This is a genomic window from Pseudarthrobacter sp. MDT1-40-2, assembly GCF_059383595.1.
Genome location: NZ_JBWZCL010000002.1, coordinates 848736 through 867996, shown reverse-complemented (window position 1 = coordinate 867996; position 19261 = coordinate 848736). Strand labels below are relative to the sequence as shown.

At 63.6% G+C, this 19261-nt stretch carries 17 protein-coding genes; 5 read left to right on the top strand and 12 right to left on the bottom strand.

Annotated elements, in window-relative coordinates; genetic code table 11:
• Window positions 1–42: 42 nt before the first annotated feature.
• The gene (locus AC50X5_RS10250) at window positions 43–765 is read right to left on the bottom strand and encodes a TetR/AcrR family transcriptional regulator (RefSeq protein ID WP_494975965.1); all 723 of its coding nucleotides are present in this window, start codon (window positions 763–765) and stop codon (window positions 43–45) included.
• A 141-nt stretch (window positions 766–906) separates the two neighbouring features.
• On the opposite strand from AC50X5_RS10250, the gene ptsP reads away from it, so the two are divergent.
• Window positions 907–2592 carry a phosphoenolpyruvate--protein phosphotransferase gene (ptsP, locus tag AC50X5_RS10245; RefSeq protein ID WP_494975964.1) on the top strand — a complete coding sequence of 562 codons (1686 nt, stop codon included), beginning with the start codon at window positions 907–909 and terminating at the stop codon, window positions 2590–2592.
• A 70-nt stretch (window positions 2593–2662) separates the two neighbouring features.
• Here the strand turns inward: ptsP and AC50X5_RS10240 are convergent, their stop codons facing one another.
• Together AC50X5_RS10240 and AC50X5_RS10235 are read right to left on the bottom strand one after the other, a co-directional pair.
• Window positions 2663–2929 carry a hypothetical protein gene (locus tag AC50X5_RS10240; RefSeq protein WP_494975963.1) on the bottom strand — a complete coding sequence of 89 codons (267 nt, stop codon included), beginning with the start codon at window positions 2927–2929 and terminating at the stop codon, window positions 2663–2665.
• Window positions 2890–3735: a hypothetical protein gene (locus tag AC50X5_RS10235; protein ID WP_494975962.1), complete on the bottom strand. Its 846-nt coding sequence runs from the start codon at window positions 3733–3735 to the stop codon at window positions 2890–2892. The genes AC50X5_RS10240 and AC50X5_RS10235 overlap by 40 nt, the downstream gene beginning before the upstream one ends.
• 497 nt (window positions 3736–4232) lie before the next feature.
• Here AC50X5_RS10235 and AC50X5_RS10230 point away from each other — a divergent pair, with 497 nt between their 5' ends.
• Entirely contained in the window at window positions 4233–5324 is a 1092-nt protein-coding gene (locus tag AC50X5_RS10230; RefSeq protein WP_494975961.1) for an SDR family oxidoreductase, read from the top strand.
• Window positions 5325–5391: 67 nt separating this feature from the next.
• Here AC50X5_RS10230 and AC50X5_RS10225 read toward each other — a convergent pair whose 3' ends face one another.
• Window positions 5392–6225, bottom strand: coding sequence for an alpha/beta fold hydrolase (locus tag AC50X5_RS10225; RefSeq protein WP_494975960.1), 834 nt, complete (start codon window positions 6223–6225; stop codon window positions 5392–5394).
• A gap of 42 nt (window positions 6226–6267) precedes the next feature.
• On the opposite strand from AC50X5_RS10225, the gene AC50X5_RS10220 reads away from it, so the two are divergent.
• Window positions 6268–7359, top strand: a complete 1092-nt coding sequence (locus AC50X5_RS10220) for a PLP-dependent cysteine synthase family protein (RefSeq protein WP_494975959.1) — start codon at window positions 6268–6270, stop codon at window positions 7357–7359.
• Window positions 7360–7368: 9 nt separating this feature from the next.
• Window positions 7369–7746 (top strand): helix-turn-helix domain-containing protein, encoded by a 378-nt coding sequence (locus AC50X5_RS10215; RefSeq protein WP_494975958.1) that lies wholly within the window; start codon window positions 7369–7371, stop codon window positions 7744–7746.
• Between the two features lie 189 nt (window positions 7747–7935).
• Here the strand turns inward: AC50X5_RS10215 and AC50X5_RS10210 are convergent, their stop codons facing one another.
• The 6 genes from AC50X5_RS10210 to AC50X5_RS10185 form a co-directional block, all read right to left on the bottom strand.
• Complete coding sequence (locus AC50X5_RS10210) at window positions 7936–9219, bottom strand: family 1 glycosylhydrolase (RefSeq protein ID WP_494975957.1); 1284 nt, start codon at window positions 9217–9219, stop codon at window positions 7936–7938.
• Window positions 9220–9227: 8 nt separating this feature from the next.
• A complete protein-coding gene (locus AC50X5_RS10205) occupies window positions 9228–10118 on the bottom strand; it encodes a carbohydrate ABC transporter permease (RefSeq protein WP_494975956.1) in 891 nt (296 codons plus the stop codon).
• Window positions 10118–11080 (bottom strand): carbohydrate ABC transporter permease, encoded by a 963-nt coding sequence (locus tag AC50X5_RS10200; RefSeq protein WP_494975955.1) that lies wholly within the window; start codon window positions 11078–11080, stop codon window positions 10118–10120. Before AC50X5_RS10200 ends, AC50X5_RS10205 begins: the two co-directional genes overlap by 1 nt.
• A 58-nt stretch (window positions 11081–11138) precedes the next feature.
• Window positions 11139–12416, bottom strand: coding sequence for an ABC transporter substrate-binding protein (locus tag AC50X5_RS10195; protein ID WP_494975954.1), 1278 nt, complete (start codon window positions 12414–12416; stop codon window positions 11139–11141).
• Window positions 12417–12549: 133 nt separating this feature from the next.
• Window positions 12550–13596 (bottom strand): LacI family DNA-binding transcriptional regulator, encoded by a 1047-nt coding sequence (locus tag AC50X5_RS10190; protein ID WP_494975953.1) that lies wholly within the window; start codon window positions 13594–13596, stop codon window positions 12550–12552.
• Window positions 13597–13745: 149 nt separating this feature from the next.
• Window positions 13746–14963, bottom strand: a complete 1218-nt coding sequence (locus tag AC50X5_RS10185) for a PucR family transcriptional regulator (RefSeq protein ID WP_494975952.1) — start codon at window positions 14961–14963, stop codon at window positions 13746–13748.
• 236 nt (window positions 14964–15199) lie between these two features.
• On the opposite strand from AC50X5_RS10185, the gene ald reads away from it, so the two are divergent.
• Window positions 15200–16318, top strand: coding sequence for an alanine dehydrogenase (gene ald, locus AC50X5_RS10180; RefSeq protein WP_494975951.1), 1119 nt, complete (start codon window positions 15200–15202; stop codon window positions 16316–16318).
• Window positions 16319–16449: 131 nt separating this feature from the next.
• Here ald and AC50X5_RS10175 read toward each other — a convergent pair whose 3' ends face one another.
• Together AC50X5_RS10175 and AC50X5_RS10170 are read right to left on the bottom strand one after the other, a co-directional pair.
• Window positions 16450–17961, bottom strand: coding sequence for a S8 family serine peptidase (locus AC50X5_RS10175; protein ID WP_494975950.1), 1512 nt, complete (start codon window positions 17959–17961; stop codon window positions 16450–16452).
• 208 nt (window positions 17962–18169) lie between these two features.
• The gene (locus AC50X5_RS10170; RefSeq protein WP_494975949.1) at window positions 18170–19249 is read right to left on the bottom strand and encodes a Gfo/Idh/MocA family protein; all 1080 of its coding nucleotides are present in this window, start codon (window positions 19247–19249) and stop codon (window positions 18170–18172) included.
• Between the last annotated feature and the right edge of the window lie 12 nt (window positions 19250–19261).

Sequence of the window (19261 nt, the reverse complement as noted above, 5' to 3'; positions counted from 1 at the left end):
CTAACCGTGAATCCTGCTGCTCCGCAGGATGGTTCGATGGGTTCAGGTACTGGAGCTGGAGATGCGGTGCAGCCACTCCAGGAACAGCTTCAGTTCGGAGCTGGAAAGCTGGTCCGGGTTGGAGGCCTGGAGGGCTGCGTTCAAGGCAATGGCTGCCACAACCACCGAGGAACGCCCGGTGTCTGCGCCGGTACCGGCCGCCTGCTCCGTGGACACCGCGAAGATCATGGCGTCCCGGGTCAGGGCGGACAGCTCAAGGTTCCGGTCCGGGGCGGGCTCCGCAATCAGCATGAGCGTCACCCCCACATTGGCGGCCAGGATGGACCTGGCCGCTTCCCGCGGCGGCACGTTGATCTGCCCGATGGCTGCGGCCTTGTTCAGCATTTCCTCCATGAGCCCCTCGGCATCAGCCACGATGGCCGGGCGGCTTTCAGGCCGGATGTTGCCGAACATGACCAAATACAGCTCCGGCTGGTTCAGGCCGAACTGGACATGGTTGTCCCACATTCGCCGGATGTCTTCCAGCGGATGTCCGGAAGGGGCGAAGTCGCGTTCGCCCGCAACGTACTCTTCAAAACCGGCCGCGACGACGGCGTCGAACAGTCCTTCTTTGTCACCAAAGTGGTGATACAGCGTGGGGGCGGTGACCTCTGCCAGCTTGGTGATCTGGCGGGTGGAAACCGGCGCTCCCCCGGACTTGGCCAGCAGCTCCGCGGCAGCACGCAACAACCGCGCCTTAGGCGGTAGCTGGCCATCGATACTCATAACCGCTACCCTAGCACCTATAGCGTTGCTATATGAACCGCATCACATAGACTGTTTTGCAGGCTTCGGAAGCATCGCATCTGACCCGCTCAGCACCACCAGCACGGCACCAGCGAACACGGCAAAGAATGAGGACCTTCAATGCAGAACTTCCCAGGCGTGGGCGTGAGCCCCGGCCGCATCATCGGAGCCATTCGGCAGATGCCCAAGCCGATCAGCGAGCCACCGGCAGGTGAACAGCTCGCCGCCGGAACCACCGCCGAGGAAGCTATTGCAGCCCTCAAGGAAGCGGCCCAGGCTGTGCATGATGAACTGAAGGCCCGCGCCGCGCTGGCCATTGGCGATGGCAAGGCGGTCCTTGAGGCCACGGCGCTGATGGCCAAGGACACCATGCTGATCAAGGGCGCGTCCAAGCTCATTGCCCGGGGAACCTCTGCCGAGCGCGCCGTCTGGGAATCGGGTGCATCGGTCTCTGAGATGCTGATGAACCTGGGCGGCTACATGGCCGAGCGCGCCACCGACGTGCTGGATGTCCGCGCCCGCATCGTGGCACAGCTCCGTGGAGTACCGGCGCCGGGCATTCCGCAATCCAGCGCACCCTTCGTACTGGTGGCCGAGGACCTTGCTCCTGCAGACACCGCCACCCTGGACCCGAACAAGGTCCTGGCCCTGGTCACGGCCGGCGGCGGACCGCAGTCACACACCGCCATCATCGCCCGCTCACTCGGCCTGCCTGCCGTTGTTGCCGCTGCCGGAGTGGACGAACTGCCGGACGGCACAGAGGTTTACGTGGACGGAGCTGCGGGCACCATCGTCGCGGACCCGGAGGACTCCCAGCGCGAAGCCGCCGAAGCCTGGGCCAGCACGGCGTCACTACTCGCCGATTTCACCGGAACGGGTTCGACGGCGGATGGCCACCTGGTGCCGCTCCTCGCCAACGTCGGAGGTGCCAAGGACGCCGAAGCCGCTGCAGCCCTCGGCGCCCAGGGCGTAGGACTGTTCCGCACCGAGTTCTGCTTCCTGGAACGCGACTCCGAGCCCTCCGTCGAAGAGCAGGCCGCAGCGTACAAGGGCGTTTTTGATGCGTTCCCCGGCAAGAAAGTGGTACTTCGGACACTTGACGCCGGCGCGGACAAGCCGCTGCCGTTCCTTACCGATTCCACAGAGCCCAACCCGGCGCTGGGCGTGCGCGGTTACCGCACCGACTTCACCACCCCCGGCGTCCTGGACCGCCAACTGGAAGCCATTGCCCTCGCCGAGAAGGAGTCGGAGGCTGACGTCTGGGTGATGGCGCCCATGATCTCCACCGCCGAGGAAGCGGCCCGTTTTGCGTCCATGTGCGCCGACGCCGGCATCCGCACCCCCGGCGTCATGGTCGAGGTGCCCTCGGCCGCACTCACCGCAGAGGCCATCCTGCGCGAGGTCGGCTTTGCAAGCCTCGGCACGAATGACCTCACGCAGTACGCCATGGCCGCGGACCGGCAACTGGGCCCGCTGGCCAACCTGAACACACCCTGGCAGCCGGCCGTCCTGCGGTTGGTGGGCCTGACCGTGGAAGGCTCGCGCGCAGAGGGGAACAACAAGCCTGTAGGCGTCTGCGGTGAGGCTGCCGCGGACCCGGCGCTCGCCGTCGTACTGACCGGCCTGGGCGTAAGCACTCTGTCCATGACCGCCCGCTCCCTGGCGGCGGTGGCCGCCGTCCTCAAGACCGTCACGTTGGCCGAGGCGCAGGAGCTGGCCAAGCTGGCACTTTCCGCGCCCAGCGCCACGGAAGCCCGGGCGTGGGTGCGCGCCAAGCTGCCGGTACTTGAGGAACTGGGGCTGTAGGGACCCCGCCTGCGCCGGGGGCACCCCGGCGCAGCTACCGGGAACCGCAGTCAGCCTCCTCTGGTAGCCGCTACCCGGCGACGTACACGTTCTGGTGGATGCGCGTGAACCCTTCGGAATTTAGGCGTTCGGCATCGGCATTGTCCCGGACCAGCGCCACGGGTTTGCCGTCAGGTCCGGCCACGGTGACGATCCGGTTGTCGGCGCAGGTCATCGCCCCGCAACCTGCGAACCACTCGTGATCGTCCGGCACTACTGCCACGCAGGACTCGGTGCCGTCAGACGAGGCAAACGCGCTTATTCCCTGCGCCGCCGCGCTGACATCACGGGCACGCACGCCCATGCCATTGCGAGTACGCCGGCGACGACAAGCACGACTCCGATCAGCCACATCGCCCCGTTCCAGTCGAAATAGCCAGACGAGAGCGTTCCTATGAAGCGCCCGAGATCTTCGGGGAACTCGACAACGCTTCCGCCTTCACCGAACACCCAAAGCACGACCCCCAGCATCGTCGCACCGAGGCCACAAAAGACGAATGCGGTTATAGGCACTCGTTTCTCGGCTGCTACCGCTTCTATGTGTGAACCGCTCGATACAGTGTCAGGTGCGCGCAGGGAAAGAATCGGCAAGGTCAGGATGATGCAAACACCTAACGCAACAACCATGCCGATCATCCATCCTGCCAACGGCACCAGGAACAACTGGGCGCCAATACCCTCAGACCAGTAGTAGTGGAATCCGCCGTTGGCTTCTGCCGCAGTTTCGATGACGTTTCGGATGTCGGGGAAGATTACCGCGATCGCCTGAACCGCCGCTACCGGGACAACTGCCAATCCCGGTGCAATCAGGCATGCCGACGCCAATCGCATTAACACCGACCCCGTGCTCGTCGTGCGGCGCAGCGCCGGCTCCAACATGCACCAACCGGCATAGACACTCGGGGCAACGATGCTGAGGTTACCCGCAAAGCGATCGCCTCCGGCGTCGGTCATACTGTCGAAAATGCCCCATGCTCCAACCACAACGGCAATGACGAGTACCACCATATTTGTCCTGGCCGTGAGTGATCGCAACTCTGCGCGCCACAGGCCGGCGTCGCTCGCTGGTTTCTCCAATACTTCTTGCTGCCCCTGCTTCGTCACTTCGTCCCCCTGACTCGTCACTTCACCAACTAGCGCCCTCTCTCATAATCTAACTGGATGGCCCTCGTCAACGTTCACAGCGGACGCTTACACACGACGCGCATGGATATGAGTGGGTTTGAGGACGAGCGCGGCGTCGCGCCGAATTCCACGGCGACATTCAAAGATTGGAAGAACGAGCGCCGGCAAAGAAGCACACAAGTTACCGAGTAACAACTCCCTGCGTCAGCATGGGTGCTCACTGGCCTGCAGGGACGGCTTTCATCGGTTCGAACGCCAGAGCCTCTGCCCGTCCACCCGGTCACAGTCAAGGCGTGCGGTGAACTTTCCGAGCATCACGCCGCCGAAGTCGCCGTTGCGTGGTGACGGATTCGCGGAACTGGAAGTCTATGATCAGCTTGTTTTGGAAGGTGGCCCCAATCATCCGGGCCGTTTCTTGGTCGGGGTTTTCGGTGCTGTCCAGGAATATCTCCACGGTGCCGGCGCTTGTCGCCAGTATGACAATCGAGAACGGAACATCGGGCGGTGCACGGAGGACGGCGCTCGTGGTGGGCGCCACGGGGATCGCGGGATCAGCTTTGCTCGACACGCTCACGGCGGAGGGGTGGCCGGTTCTGGCGCTCTCGCGGACACCCGGCGCCGACCGCGACGGCGTGCGCTGGCTGTCGGCGGACCTGACCTCGGTTGAATCGCTTAAGGGGGTCCTCGCTCACGAGAACCCTACCCACGTCTTTTTCACGGCCTGGTCACGGCGGGACACGGAGGAGGAAAACATCAGGGTTAACGCCGGCATGGTGCGGGATCTCCTGGCAGCCCTCCAGGGCAAAAACCTTGCTCACGTGGCCCTGATGACTGGGCTCAAGCACTATCTCGGCCCCTTCGAAGCGTACGCCGCCGGTGAAATGCCGGACACACCGTTCCACGAGGAGGAGCCCAGGCTTCCTGTCCAAAACTTCTACTATGCCCAAGAGGACGAACTCTTCGCCGCGGCCGCTGAGCAGGGCTTTACCTGGTCAGTGCACCGTGCCCATACCGTGATTGGTCACGCTGTAGGCAACGCCATGAACATGGGCCTGACCCTCGCCGCACAGGCGACGTTATGCAAGGAAGCCGGTGAGCCGTTCGTTTTCCCCGGCTCGGACACGCAGTGGAACGGTCTGACAGACATGACGGACGCCGGGCTCCTGGCCGAGCACATGATCTGGGCTTCGACAACACCGTCCGGCGCTGATCAGGCGTTCAACGTAGTGAACGGGGATGTCTTCCGGTGGCGCTGGATGTGGCCCAAGCTCGCAGCGTACTTCGGAGTCGAATGGGCGGGATATGAAGGAGCACCCCGACCGCTGGAGCAGGCCATGGCCGGACGCGAGGAAGCGTGGGCGGACATCGCGAAGCGGCACGGGCTGATCGAACCACGCCTTGAACGCGTGGCATCCTGGTGGCACACCGACGGCGATCTCGGCCGGAACATCGAGGTCGTTACAGACATGGGCAAAAGCAGGACCGCCGGGTTCACGGGATACCGGCGCACCGTCGACTCTTTCACCGCGCTCTTCGACCGTTATCGTGCCGAGCGCCTCATCCCCTAAAACCCTCCTCTAGAACCAACACTCTCGGGTCCACACCTGACAGTCCGCCGCGCGGCACCGAACCTTCCTACCCCGGCTCCGGCCAGACCGCCGTCGAGCCTTCCCACGTGGTGATGGCAGTTGCGACGGCGGTTGTTCCGGTGTGCTGTACCACGTGGCCCTTGCCTGGCACCTCCGCCAGGGTGGCATGAGGAGCGGCCTCGACCAGCTCCCGGCACCACCGTCCGCGGGCCACAGGGTCCCGGCCGCCGCGCACCACGAGCACCGGCTGCTGCACCTGGCGAATACGGTCAACCAGCGGGTAGGCCAGCATTACCGGAAGTTCGGTGAGGTACCAGCGCGGGCCGGCTCGGAAGTAGTCGGTGAACACCGTGACGTTTGACGAGGGCGACTCACAGAACAGGGCGTCCTTCGTCAGATCGGCGGCCTGCTGCAGCGCCGTACCGCGATTCGGGTCCACCACGGGAGACATCAGTACCACGCCGGACACCAGGTGCGGGTGCCGGAGCGCAAGTTCTGCGGCGAACTGCGTGCCCATGGAATGACCCACCACAACATACCCGCCGGGTGGAGTCTCCGCTGAAGCACCAGGGACAGATCCGGTGAGCGCCGCGGCCACAAAATCCGCGTACTGCTCCACCTTCAACTGCTCGCGCGGCGACGGCGCGGAGCCGAAGCCGGGCAGGTCGAAAGTGTACACGTCCCCTGTCTTAGCCAATTGCAGGTGCAGCCGGGCTAGGTACCGGTGCGAGACTCCGATGCCGTGCAGCAGAACGTACGACGGCGGCACTCGCCGGGGTGCCGCCGTCGGGCTCTCTACGCCGGACCCAGGCACCCGGGACACGTAGAGCCGCCCCTTCAGGCCGTCATGGAACAGGTCAGTGCCGCCGCTCAGCTTCATCTGTCGATGCTATCCCGCGCGGCCCGGCGTTAGGCTTGACCGGTGAAAAAGGTGCATAGACAGGACCGGGCCTGGGCTGACGAAGCCGTCCGCCGGATCAATGCGGAGAACAACAGGTCTGCGGACACCCACCTGTATTCCGTTCCCCTGCCTGAGCATTGGGGCGTGCAGCTTTACCTCAAGGACGAGTCCACGCACCGCTCGGGCAGCCTGAAGCACCGGCTGGCCCGGTCGCTGTTCCTGTTCGCCCTGGTGAACGGCTGGATTTCCGAGGGCACCACGATTGTGGAGGCGTCCAGCGGGAGCACCGCCGTCTCGGAGGCCTACTTTGCGCAGCTGCTGGGGCTCCCGTTCGTTGCGGTGATGGCCCGGACCACCAGCCCGGAGAAAATTGCCCTCATTGAACAATTCGGCGGGTCCTGCCTGCTGGTGGACCACGCCTCCGAGGTGTACGCCGTTGCTGCCGAGGTGGCGGCCACTGCCAACGGCCACTATATGGACCAGTTCACCTACGCCGAACGCGCCACGGACTGGCGGGGCAACAACAACATCGCCGAGTCCATCTTTGGGCAGCTGGCCTTGGAAGAACATCCCATCCCGCAATGGATTGTGGCCGGCGCAGGGACCGGCGGAACCAGTGCCACCCTTGGCCGCTATCTCCGGTACCACCGCCACCCCACCGGCCTGGCCGTGGTGGATCCGGAGAACTCGGCGTTCTTCCCGGCCTGGCGGGACGGTTCGGCTGACGCCACCGGCAAGCCCTCACGGATCGAAGGGATCGGCCGGCCGCGAATGGAACCGAGCTTTGTGCCCGGCGTCATCGACCACATGATCCAGGTCCCGGACGCCGCATCTGTTGCGGCCATGCGCCACCTCCAGGAATTCGCCGGATTGCACGCGGGACCTTCCACAGGTACCAACCTCTGGGGTGTGTGGCAGCTGATCGCGCAGATGATCACGGACGGTCAGCGCGGCAGCGTGGTCACGCTGATGTGCGACGGCGGCGACCGCTATGCGGGGAACTATTACAACCCGGAGTGGCTGGCCGACCAGCAGCTGGACCCCGCGCCCCACGAAGCCACGCTCCGGAAATTCTTCGACACGGGCGTCTGGGCAGACCAGGCCTGCGGCTAGTCTAGGCCCATGGCACTCATAGCTCCCAAGGTGACGGCGGCACTGCCGCCGGAGGATGCAGGCAGACTTCAGCGCGCCCTGGAAGGAAGCCACGACATCACTGTCTTCGTGGATGGCACCGTCCACCGGCTGCCCGCACAGGCCAGGGACGCCGTCGTGGATCTCTTGTCCCGCTTCAGCCGCGGCGAATCCGTCAGCGTCAGCAGTGTGGAGGAAATGCTCACCACCTCGCAGGCAGCTGAACTCGCCGGAATCTCGCACACCTACCTGCGGAACATGACGGATCGCGGCGAAATCCCCGTTGAATACCGCGGCACCCACCGCCGGATCCGCTCGGCGGACATCATGGCCTGGCTGGAGCTGCAGAAAGCCAAGGAATCTCAATGATGTTCTCAACGGGACTCCTGCCGTTCATATAGGAGGCGACCCCGTCTCTGAACCGGAGCACCCCCTCCCGGCTCAGCCGAAAGGGGGTGCTCCGGTGCCTTCCCTTCGCTCCCATTTGTAGTCGTTGATACGTGGCTATATCGGGTCCGTTCGCACCAGGTTTGAGCTGGTGAGGTTGTTGGGTGCTGGTCAGGAGGAGCGCAGTCCAGCGGGCTCGGGCGCGCGAGTTGCTGCAGCGCTGGCGTGGTGTCGGAACCGGTCAGCGACGGGATTTTTGATCCGGTGCAGAGTTCCGATTTCGTCCGGGACGAGGTCCCAGAGGCCCATGGTGAGGCGGTAGTGTTCCAGCGGTTTGCTGCCGTAGCGGTAGGTCCACTCGTACATGTCGGTGACGGGCCACCAGGTGTAGCCGACGATGTTCTGACCTGCCGCCCGGAGTTCCTGCACGCATGCTACGGAGGCATCAAGCCACCTGATGCGCTCCTCGTAGGAGCCTGTGAGGCAGGTTTCGGTGAGCGCGACGGGGGCACCGTACCGCTTGCCGTAAGAGGTGATGACCTCGGCCAATCCAGCAGTCCAGTCGTTCCGGACGGCTCGCGGGTCGGAAATGTCCCCGCTTACCGGACGTGCTGCTTCAAGCAGTTCGGTCGAATGCAGCGGGTAGTAATTCACTCCCATCACATCCGGGAGCACGATGTTTTCCTGGTGCCAATCCAGGTCGTGGTCGGTCAAGCCGTGCCTGCTGAGCCACGGCAGGAGTTCGTGTCCGGCGTTTATCTTGCCGGTGACCAGGTCCTCCACCAGGAAGGAGCGGGCACTGAGGTGCCTGACGTCATTGTCATGCACACCGTCGTCGGAATCGCTGACGAACCGGAAGCCTGCGTCGACGTGGGTGAAGATGCCGCGGTCGCCGAGTACTTCGGTCATGCTTTGCTGGGCGAGGACGAATCCTTTGGACAGGTTCCGGACCAAGGCTACGAGGCCATCGTCGCCGGAGAGGTAGGGCGGCCAGTGGCCGAACTTCCCCGAGAACAAGGTGTGGATCATTGGCTCGTTCACCGGCGTATAGTCCACGACCGTGTCGGCGTAGCGTGCGGCGACCCGTGCCGAGTAGTCAGCTACCCGTTCCGGGTAGCTGGAGTTCAAGAACTGGTTGTCCAGCCAGGTGGGGGTGCCATAGTGCATGAGGTCCACCAGCGGCCTGAGTTCCAGTTCGGCGAAGCGGGCCATTACCTGGTCCAGCCAGTTCCATTTCCAGACCCCGGGTTCGGGGTTTATCCGGTACCAGGGAATACCCCAGCGCAGAAATTCGCCGCCCGCTTCCTTGGCGAGCCCCAGGTCCTGATGCCAGAAGCGGTAATGCTGGGTTAGTTCGTATTCGTCCAGGGCGCGTTCCCCCGCGCGTTCCTGGGGAATGAAGGTGTCTTCGATACCGAGCCCGAAATGCAGGCGTCCGTCTTCATGCCAGTTCAAATTTTTCCTCACTTCAATCCTGTGGTGGCGACGCTTTCGATGAAGCGGCGCTGGACAAACATAAAGATGGCGGCGAGGGGCAGTATGGCCACGAGGGCGCCTGCCATCATGACGCCGTACGGCACGATCCCGCCGGGTCCGGTCAAAAGGGTCAGCCCGGAGGTCAGTGTTCCCATGTCCTTGTCCGTGGTGAAAATGAGCGGCCAGAGCAGGTCGTTCCAGTTGTTCACGAAGACGAACACGCCAAGGGTCAGGATGGCCGGCATCGCGTTGGGAATGACGATGTTCCAGTAGACCCGCCATTCGGAGGCGCCATCAATCCGTGCCGCGTTATCCAGATCCTTGGGGAGGGAGAGGAAGAACTGGCGCAGGAAGAATATTCCGAAGGCGTCGGCTGCGCGGGGGACAATGAGCGCGGCAAAGGTGTTGACCCAGCCCAGGTCACTGGCGAGCTGGTAGACCGGAACCAGGGTGGCCTGGAAGGGGATCATGAGGCTGGCGATGATCGCTATCAACAGGAACTTCTTGCCTGTGAAGTCGATCCGGGCAAGGGCGTAGGCGGCTAGCGAGTCGAACAGCAGGGCAAGCAGGGTGACGCCCCCGGCGAAGATGAAGCTGTTGGTGATCAGTCGGAGGAAGGGAAGATCCTGGAAGATCCGGGTGAAGTTATCCAGCGTCCATTGGGCCGGGACAAGGGTCGGCGGGAAGGCATTGACCTCGGCAGCCGGCTTGAAGGCTGTGAAGACAATGATGGCGATGGGCAGCAGAATCACTGCTGTGGCCAGGCTGAGGAAGGTGGCAATCAGGGCACGGTTCAGCCGTGATCTCCTGGCGGAGCGGGCCGTGGATCCTGATCCGGCGAGGGCCGCGGCGGGTTGCGGTTGTAGTTTTGTGGACATCAGTCGCCTTCACGTTCGCGTTTTCCAAAGAAAACAAACTGGATGACACTGAGCAGCAGCGTCGCCGCGAGCAGTACGTAGGACAGGGCTGAGGCGAAGCCGACGTCGAGTTTGCGGAAGCCGGAGGTGTAGATCTGCATGACGACCGTTTCGGTATGGCCATAGGGCCCACCGCCGGTCATCACATAAATCTGGTCGAAGGCCTGCAGGGCCGCGATCAGAGCGAAGATGAGCACGAAAGCTGTGGTGTTGGACAGCATCGGCATGGTCACATGCCGGAATCGGGTGAAAGGCCCGGCACCGTCTACCTTCGCCGCCTCATACAGGGAGCCGGGGATTTCCTGCAGCCCGGCCAGGAAGATAACCATGTAGAAGCCGAAGCTTTTCCATACGGCGACAAACGCGACGGCCGGCATGGCCAGGGCAGGGTCCTGCAGGACGTTGCCGATCCGGATCCCCGCGGTGCCCAGCCAGTAGTTCAGCAGCCCGACCTGCGGGTCGATCAGGTATGTCCAGGCGATGGCGGCGACGGCGAGACTGATAATGAAAGGCAGGAACAGGGCGGTTCGGAAGAAACCACGGAATGGCAGGCGGGGGTCGTTCAGTAACAGCGCCAAGGCAAGAGCCAGGGCCACAGCCGTCGGGGTGAACAGCAGCGCGTAGAGCGCTGTGTTGATTACGGCGTTAATGATGACCGGGTCGGTGAAGATGCGGGCGTAGTTCTCGAATCCGACCCACTCTTCCTTGCCGAAGCCGCTGGCGTCAGTGAAGGACAGGCGCAGGGCGGAGATCATGGGCCAAGCGGTGAAGGCGCCCAGGATCAGGAGGGCGGGGAGCAGAAAGGCCAGGGCCTGGGTGTTCTTGCGGCGTTGCCCAATTGCCGGATTCCTGCGGCCCCCCAGAGGGGCTGGTGCGCGGTACCGCAGTGCTTCCGTAGTTTTCTTGTGCATGGTGCTGCTCATGGGAGCTTCTTTCCAGAAGGGTGCGGCGCCACTGCGCGCCGCACCTGTTCCGTTCAAGTTATTTGGCGTCGAGGATTTTCTGGACCGAGCTTTGGGTTTCACTGAGAAGGTCCTGGATATCTTCACCCGCGACGGCGCGCTGCGTGAGCTTGTCCACGGCTGTCAGCACGTCCGTGCTGTTCACGACGCCAGGGAGCAGGGGGCGGCCGAATTCGGACTGCTTCGTCAGGGCTTCCACTACAGGGTTGGCTGCGACGTCGGTTGCGGTGATGTCGGAGCGGAGCGGGGGCCAGCCGGAGCCGAGGGACCAGGCAGTTGCTTGTTCCTTTTGCAGGAAATACGTAAAGAACTTTTGCGCAGCCTCGACCCTGGAGCCGTCCTTCTGTTCTGTGATGCCCATTGAGATCCCGATTGCGGACGCCGCCTGGTCCTTAGGTCCTGCCGGGACAGCGGCAATGCCGTAGTCGATCTTGCTCTCCGTGGCGATCGAGGACATCCAGGGACCACCGAGGTACATGGCGGCCTTGCCGCTGCTGAAGAGCTTGTCACCGGAAATGCCGTCCAGGCCTGCCGGTGAGATCTTGTCGTTGCGGATAGCGTCCACCCAGATCTTCAGCGTCTCCGCATTTTCCGGTGAATCCACCACTGCCTTGCCATCCTTGACAACGTCCCCGCCATTTCCATAGAAAAGGGAGGGCCACACACCGTTGGCGACGGTTGCGTGGTCAGGTAGACCTAGACCGAACTGTTCCGGGGTGCCGTCGTTGTTTTCGTCGACGGTCAGTTTCTTCGCCGCTGCAATCCAGTCTTCCCAGGTTTCCGGCGGGGTGGTGATGCCGGCCTCCGCAAAGAGGGCCTTGTTATAGAACATGGCCAGCGGCACGAAACCGGACGGGACTCCGTATTTGTGGCCATTGACGGTTTCCATGTCGACTGCTGCCGGAATCAGCTTGTCCAGGTTGCTGGCCGGATCCTTGTAAAAGTCATCAAGTTCAACAAAGGCGCCCTTGTCCGCGTACACAGGAAGCCTTTCCGCCGGCATCGCTACGATGTCCGGCCCATTGCCTGATGAGAGTGCGGGAAGAAGCGTGTCATCAATGACCGACCACGGATTGGTCTGCACTTTGATGCTGACTTCATTCTGGGAGGCATTGAAGTCCTCGACAATTTTGTTCAGGACCTTGCCGTCAGCTTCGGTGTAACCATGCCAGAACGTCAGTTCAGACTTGGCCCCGTCCTTGCTTTCAGATTCGGCACCATCGCCTGCACCTGAGCAGGACGTCAAAGCCAATGATGCGGCAGCAACCGCGGTGAGGATTGTGAGCGACCTGTTCATGTCGACCCTTTCAGTGAAGTGGGACAGCGGCGTCCCTAAACCTGCTGCAAAAGCTAAGGTAAACGTTGTACGTAAACGTTGTATCTAGCATGAGCCAAGCATTGATAGCGGTCAAGACTCTGGTTGTTTTATTTCACGCTGCTGTGGTGGCTGAGGCAGTGCTCTTCCCGGGTCCTATAGAGGACTCGCGGATTTCGAGTGAAAAGCCTGTTTCTATTTCCTTGGCCTCGAGGGCGTTTCCGCCCGCGATGCGTCGCAGCAGGGTTTCTACCGCCGCCTGGGCGATCTGGTCTCTGCAAGGATTGACAGTGGACAGGGCGGGCAGGGAATACCGGGTTTCATCCAGGTCATCAAAGCCCACGACTGCAACATCCTGCGGGATGCGGATACCTGCCTCCTGGAGGACGCGCATGGCGCCCAGGGCCAGGGTGTCATTGAAAGCAAACACGGCATCGAAGTCCAACCCATCTGCCAGGAATCGGCTTATCGCGGCCGCACCCCCTCGCCTGTGCCATGAATCGGCATAGCACACCAGGTCCGGATTGAACGGCAGGCCCGCTTCCTCAAGGGCTGCCCTGTAGCCGGCCAGACGCAGCTCTGCTGAGGCGACGATGTTCCCTTCGTGCGCGCCCAAGGCAACAATCCTGCGACGGCCAACTGCCGCCAAATGCTGCGTTGCTGCCTTCGCCCCCGCCGTGTTCGCCATCGTGATCCGGTCAATTTGACCACCGAAAGATGTGTCTCCCAGAACCACCAGGGGAGTGTCGACGCTCTTGAGAAGTCCAGCGTCCTCGGACCCCAGCGTGAGGGAACTGTAGAGGATGCCGTCCACCATGTGCCGGTGCTGGCCGCGGAGGGCGGCCACCTCGTTGTCACGGCCACTGCCAACCGGCTCAATCAGGACGGCGATTCCCTTTGCCGCCGCAGCGCGCATAACGGCGTCCGCCAGTTCGGCGAAATAGGCAGTGGTGAGGTCGGGGATAAGGAGCCCGATAACGCCGGTGCGCCCGGCGCGGAGGTTCCGGGCTGAAAGGTTCGGCCGGTAGCCCAACTCGTCAATGGCGTCCTGTACACGTTTCCGGGTCTCCGGGCGGAGCTGCGGATGCCCGTTAATCACGTTGGACACTGTCTTAATGGAGTAACCGCTCAGCTTGGCGACATCCCGGATTGTGACAGACATAGCCGCTCCCTCCGCGCACTAAGGGCACAACCGGCCCTCACCAAAGGGTACAACGTTGGAAGCAGGGCGGTACAACGTTGGTAGCGCTCCGCTGAGGCAATTGAAGGAGCGGCACGCCCGCAAACCGAAACCGCCACGGCCGCATAACCTCAGATCCGCGGCCGGGCGTCCCAGCGCCCCGCCTTCATTGCAGCGTGCAGCTCCAACCGGACTGCCCCCTTCAGCGGGTCAACGCCCAGCAGCTGCCGTACCCGGCCCAGCCTGTTGTAGATGCTGCTCCGGTGCAGGTGGAGCTGGCCGGCAACGTCCTGCACTGAGCCATCGTTGTCATAGAGCAACTCCAGGACCGGCAGCAATTCGCTGTTGCGGTCATGGTCCAACAGCAGCTGGAAATAGATGGAGCCGGAATCACTCCAGGCAGCCGCTCCACCACCGGCCGAGGCCAACACCTGATAGACGCCGCAGGCCCGGTAATCAACCAGCTCCCCAAGGCGCGGTTCAACGGCGGCTGCCTGGGCGGCCACTTTGGACTGCTGGTAGGCAGCGGCCAACCCGCGGGGCCTGGCGAACGGCTCGCTGATGCCCAGGATGATCCGGTGCACCGGCCGGCCGGAGCGCTTGGCCAGTTCCAGCTGGTAATGCACCAGCACCTGCGCATGACTGGCGCGGCCCACGGATTCGCGGAACAGGATCACTGAATGGGTTTCTCCCCCGGCACTGAACAGAGCCGCGTCCACGCCCACTGTGGATTGCAGGGCGGCGGAGCTGTGGATCAGGGTGGCCGCGCCGGGATCCGCTCCCCCGGCCCAGCCATCGGCATCGAGCGCGGTGACGGCCTGCCACGGGCCCTTGTGCTGGATCTCCCGCCAGCCGGCCACAGCCGCTGCGGCGTTGACGTCGCCGGCGCAGGCCGCCAAAAACTCCCGCTCCCTGCCCCGGCGGAAACCCGACTCAACAGTGTTGGATTCGAGCAGGAGGCCGGCGAGCACCTCAATATCGCGCTGGACGTCCGGCAACTGGGCCAGGATCGCCGTCGGGCTTTCCTCTTCGGCATCCTGCTGCACCCATAGGTAGCCAACGCGGAAGCCGCGGACTGTCAACGGTACGCAGACCCGGCCCAGCATGCCCAGCTCCGGGTTGGCCGGAATGGCAACCGGGCGGACCGCGGTGGCAATCCCGTGAGAGAGCTGCCAGGCACTGACGTCCGAGGGCACCTTTTTGCTCAACAGGAAGTTCACCCGCACCCGGTCGGCGTGCGACTGGTTAGAGCTGTAGGCCAGCAGCATGCCGTCCAGGTCCTCCAGGGAAAGGCCGCGGCCCAGCTTGCCGGCCACTTGTTCCACGAGTTGCTCAACGTCCTGCTGCATGGAGCAACACTACTGCCGGTACCGGCCCGCATGCTAACGAACAGGAGGCGACACCTGACGCTCCGTAGCTCGACGAATGTCGAGCCCAGAAGGATGACAACCTTGATTTTTCGCGGTTTTGCTCCACAGGAGCCACGGGGATCAATGTCGCCTGCCTCACACCGGAATTATTCTGGAATCACAAGCCAGCGTCCCCAGCCGGCTGCCAAAAACAGCCGCAAACAACGGAGCCCCACATGATCATCGGTGTCCCGAAAGAAATCAAGAACAACGAATTCCGCGTCGCCATCACAGCCCCGGGCGTCAACGAGTTCCGCACCCATGGCCACACTGTCCTGGTGGAACGCGGCGCAGGCCTCGGCTCCGGCATCACGGACGAGGAATACGCCATAGCCGGCGCCGAGATCGTTAACGACGCAGATGAAGTCTGGTCCCGCGCAGACATGGTGATGAAGGTCAAGGAACCGGTCAAGGCCGAATACCACCGCTTCCGCAAGGGCCTGATCCTGTTCACCTACCTGCACCTGGCCGCCGAGCCGGAACTCACCCGTGAGCTCATCAATTCCGGCGTCACCGCCATCGCCTACGAGACCGTCCAGGACGGCCGCACCCTGCCGCTGCTGGCTCCGATGTCCGAGGTTGCCGGCCGTCTTTCCGTCCAGGTTGGAGCAACCTCGCTGATGGCACCGGCCGGCGGCAAGGGCGTCTTGCTGGGCGGCGTCCCGGGCGTACGTCCGGCCAAGGTTGTTGTCCTGGGCGCTGGCGTTGCCGGTACCAACGCCGCAGCCATGGCGCTGGGCCTGGGCGCAGACGTCACCATTATGGACATCAACATCAACCGCCTGCGTGAACTGGATGCCCAGTACCAGGGCCGGCTGAAGACTGTCGCCTCCAACAAGTACGAGATCGAAAAGTCAGTAGTGGACGCGGACCTGGTGATCGGCTCGGTGCTGATCCCCGGCGCCAAGGCCCCCAAGCTGGTCACCAACGAGCTGGTGGCCCGGATGAAGCCGGGCTCGGTCCTGGTGGACATCGCCGTGGACCAGGGCGGCTGCTTCGAGGACACGCACCCCACCACACACCAGGAGCCCACGTACAAGGTGCACAACAGCATCTTCTACTGCGTTGCCAACATGCCGGGCGCCGTGCCCAACACGTCCACCTACGCGCTGACCAACGTCACCCTCCGCTACGCCATCTCCCTGGCGAACCTGGGCGTCAAGGCCGCGTTCGACCGCGATCCTGCCCTGGCCGCCGGACTCAACATCGCCGCCGGCCACGTGGCACACCACTCGGTCTCCGAGGCACACAGCCTGCCCCTCGTTGCCGATTGGCACAAGCTGGTTTCCGCCTGAGGCACCTGCCTGAGCCAAGGACAAGGAAGTACGACGGCGCGACCCCGGCTTTTCGAAGGAAAAGCCGGGACCCGCCGTCGTACTTTCTTCTTAACTGCTGTTACTGATTGCTGCTGCCAATGCGGAGGAAACTACCCGCCGATGGCGCGCAGTGCGTTGACCTGACCGTGACCGTTGAAGCTGTTGTAGCCGGTCCCGCCCTGGCACACCTGGGGCGCACCATTGCTGGCGGACGGGTCCTGTGCGTAGAAGGACATGTCCGTGGGGCAGGCCATGTTGTCCGCCGTGTTGTTGATCCTCGCGGCCACCTTGCCGGGGTTGGTGACTCCGGTGCTGGCAATCAGTGCGGCCACGCCGGCAACGTGCGGTGAAGCCATGGACGTGCCCTGGATGTAGCAGTACTTCGCCGCACCGTCCATAACCGTACGGACGCAGGGAGCAGCGGCCGGCCAGGTCGAAAGCACGCGGCCGTTGGGAGCAGCAGCGGTCAGCTGGCGGGCATCCCCGCCCGGAGCGATCACGGAAGCCGTTCCCACGCCGTAGCTGGAGTAGTAGGACTTGAAGCCCTTGTTGCCATTGGCGGTGACGCCGATGACGCCGGGAACCTCAACCGGCACCACGGCGCAGGCGTTGGAGATGTCCCGGGTGATTGGCGTGGTGTCGTTGGGGCTGCTGATGTCCTGGGTGGGGTGGGCCAGGTCATCTGACTGGTTGCCCTCGGCGGCCACGACGGTGGTGCCGCTCTGCTGTGCGAACCGGATGGCCCGGCGCTCAGCTTCCCAGATGGCGCGCTGCTCCGGATCGTTCTTGCAGTTGTACAGGTAGGGATCGGCATAGTAGCTGTTGTTGGTTATCTGGATGCCCTTTTCGGCTGCCCACATAAAGGAGCACACCACGGCTTCCGGGTAGAAGAAGCCGTCCGAGTTGCCGGCCTTGATACCGGCGATCTTCACGTTCGGCGCAACGCCCACCATTCCGACGCCGTTTTTAGCAGCGGCAATGGTGCCGGCCGTGTGTGTGCCGTGGCCGTTGTCGTCCATCCAGGCGGCGGGGTCCGGGTTCGGGACGCCGCCCACACAGGACGCACTCCTGGAAAAGTCCATGTTGGCTGCAAGGTCCGGGTGTGACCAGTCCACGCCTGTGTCAATGGCGCCCACCACGATCGAAGCGCTGCCGCCGTTGAGGGCGCGGGCTTCCGGAGCTTTGATCTGGTCCATGTCCCACTGCAGGGCCGCCAGGTTGTCGTTACCTGGTGCGGGAGTCCCGGGTTCAATGGGCGCGTCTGCGGCGGCAGCCCCTTCGGCAGCCGTGTCATCAACCACTGCCACGCCGAACCCGGCGGTGGAGGCCGCACCCGAGATACTGGGGTCAGCGGACTTCAATGCCTGCCCGAAGCCGGCACGGTCGGACTTGACGATTGCCACGCCGATTTGCGGGTAGGTGTTCACCACCGTGCCGCCAGCGCCCTCCACCTTGGAAAGGGACGACTTGGACACCCCGTTGGCTTTGTACAGGACGATGTAGGTCTGGGCTTCAGCGGTTGCGGCCGGCGCGGATGCTGCCGGTACCGCGGAGGCGGCCAACAGTCCTGCCGCCATGGCGACGGCCGCTACTGGCGCCATAAAGCGCGGAAATGCTCTCATGGGGACGTGCTCCATTCTGCAATTCGGCAGGCGCCAGGCGGATAGCGGGCACCGTACCGGGATTTTTCGGACCGGCACCCGGTGGTTGGTTACCTCAGCTGCCGTCGGGTGCCAACTGATACAGCTGTTTCAGTTAGCACCCGCGGTTCCGACCCTAAGTGATGTGGACCACATTTGGAAGGGACCGCGCGGTAACTCCTGCACAGGGTCAGCGTGTTGCGAGCGCCCGGGCCTGTTCGATCAGCCGGAGTACTTCCACAGGTCCCCGCGGATCAACGGGCAGGGGCAACCCGGAGGAAGTGCCGCCGTCGAGTATCTTCTGCCCCAGGATCCGGTAGAACTCCTGGTAGGCGCCGGGTTCGGTGGGAACGCGTTCGACGTCGCCAGGCACCCCCAGCAATCCTTCCGACTCCGGCCTCGACTCCAGGGGCTCCAGTCCATACCCGGGATCTGTGGGAGCCATTCCTGAATCCAGCTGTTGCTCCTGGGGGTCGGTTCCGTGCTTAACGTAAGCGCCCATGGTGCCCAGGAGGCGCAAGTTTGGTCCCGGCGCAGCGGACAGCACGTTCATGGTGAGGTGGCTGGTAACCGGCGCCTTGCCATTGACGGATTGGTGCCTGAGCACCAGGAAGTTGTCGTCATCCGCCTGCTCCTGCGGCCGGCGCGCGTTGATTTGGGCATGCACCACTTCCGCGGGGCCGAAGAGCTGCACGGCCATGTCCAGCAAGTGGGTGCCCAGATCGAACAGGATCCCGCCGCCGTCGTCCACCGCGGCTGCGGCCTTCCACGCCTTGGTGATCTCCGGCGCCCACCGCTCCATCGAGGCCTCGAACCGCAGAACATCACCCAGCGCACCGGCGTCGAGCAGCTTTTTGACCGTAAGGAAGCCGTTGTCCCAGCGTCGGTTCTGGTACACGGTGAGCACGCGGCCCAGCCGCTCAGCCAAGGTAACCAGCTCCGCTCCCTGCGCGCTGGTGACGGTAAAAGGCTTGTCGACGACGACATCCAGCCCCGCCTCCAGGGCAGCCTTCGCGAGGGAATAGTGCGTGGCGGGCGGGGTTCCCAGCACCACCAGGTCCAGGCTGTCCGCGAGCGCCAGCACGGCCGCGCCATCGGGCACGATGTCCGCTTCCGGGTAGCGGCGTTTCGCGGCGGTGGCCCGGGAGGTGTCCGACGTGGCGATGACGTCCAGCGAGAACTGCGGGTCTGCGGCGATCAGCGGCGCGTGGAACACGCGGCCGGATAACCCATAACCCACGACGGCGCTGCGGATGGTGTGCGGTGTCATGCTGACACGCTA

What these genes read in the sequence shown, in the direction of transcription:
- AC50X5_RS10190 (WP_494975953.1), bottom strand. Translation starts at nt 13,596, where the DNA reads ATGTCTGTCACAATCCGGGATGTCGCCAAGCTGAGCGGTTACTCCATT.
- AC50X5_RS10185 (WP_494975952.1), bottom strand. Translation starts at nt 14,963, where the DNA reads ATGCAGCAGGACGTTGAGCAACTCGTGGAACAAGTGGCCGGCAAGCTG.
- ald (WP_494975951.1), top strand. Translation starts at nt 15,200, where the DNA reads ATGATCATCGGTGTCCCGAAAGAAATCAAGAACAACGAATTCCGCGTC.
- AC50X5_RS10225 (WP_494975960.1), bottom strand. Translation starts at nt 6,225, where the DNA reads ATGAAGCTGAGCGGCGGCACTGACCTGTTCCATGACGGCCTGAAGGGG.
- ptsP (WP_494975964.1), top strand. Translation starts at nt 907, where the DNA reads ATGCAGAACTTCCCAGGCGTGGGCGTGAGCCCCGGCCGCATCATCGGA.
- AC50X5_RS10175 (WP_494975950.1), bottom strand. Translation starts at nt 17,961, where the DNA reads ATGAGAGCATTTCCGCGCTTTATGGCGCCAGTAGCGGCCGTCGCCATG.
- AC50X5_RS10230 (WP_494975961.1), top strand. Translation starts at nt 4,233, where the DNA reads ATGACAATCGAGAACGGAACATCGGGCGGTGCACGGAGGACGGCGCTC.
- AC50X5_RS10195 (WP_494975954.1), bottom strand. Translation starts at nt 12,416, where the DNA reads ATGAACAGGTCGCTCACAATCCTCACCGCGGTTGCTGCCGCATCATTG.
- AC50X5_RS10200 (WP_494975955.1), bottom strand. Translation starts at nt 11,080, where the DNA reads ATGAGCAGCACCATGCACAAGAAAACTACGGAAGCACTGCGGTACCGC.
- AC50X5_RS10170 (WP_494975949.1), bottom strand. Translation starts at nt 19,249, where the DNA reads ATGACACCGCACACCATCCGCAGCGCCGTCGTGGGTTATGGGTTATCC.
- AC50X5_RS10250 (WP_494975965.1), bottom strand. Translation starts at nt 765, where the DNA reads ATGAGTATCGATGGCCAGCTACCGCCTAAGGCGCGGTTGTTGCGTGCT.
- AC50X5_RS10215 (WP_494975958.1), top strand. Translation starts at nt 7,369, where the DNA reads ATGGCACTCATAGCTCCCAAGGTGACGGCGGCACTGCCGCCGGAGGAT.
- AC50X5_RS10205 (WP_494975956.1), bottom strand. Translation starts at nt 10,118, where the DNA reads ATGTCCACAAAACTACAACCGCAACCCGCCGCGGCCCTCGCCGGATCA.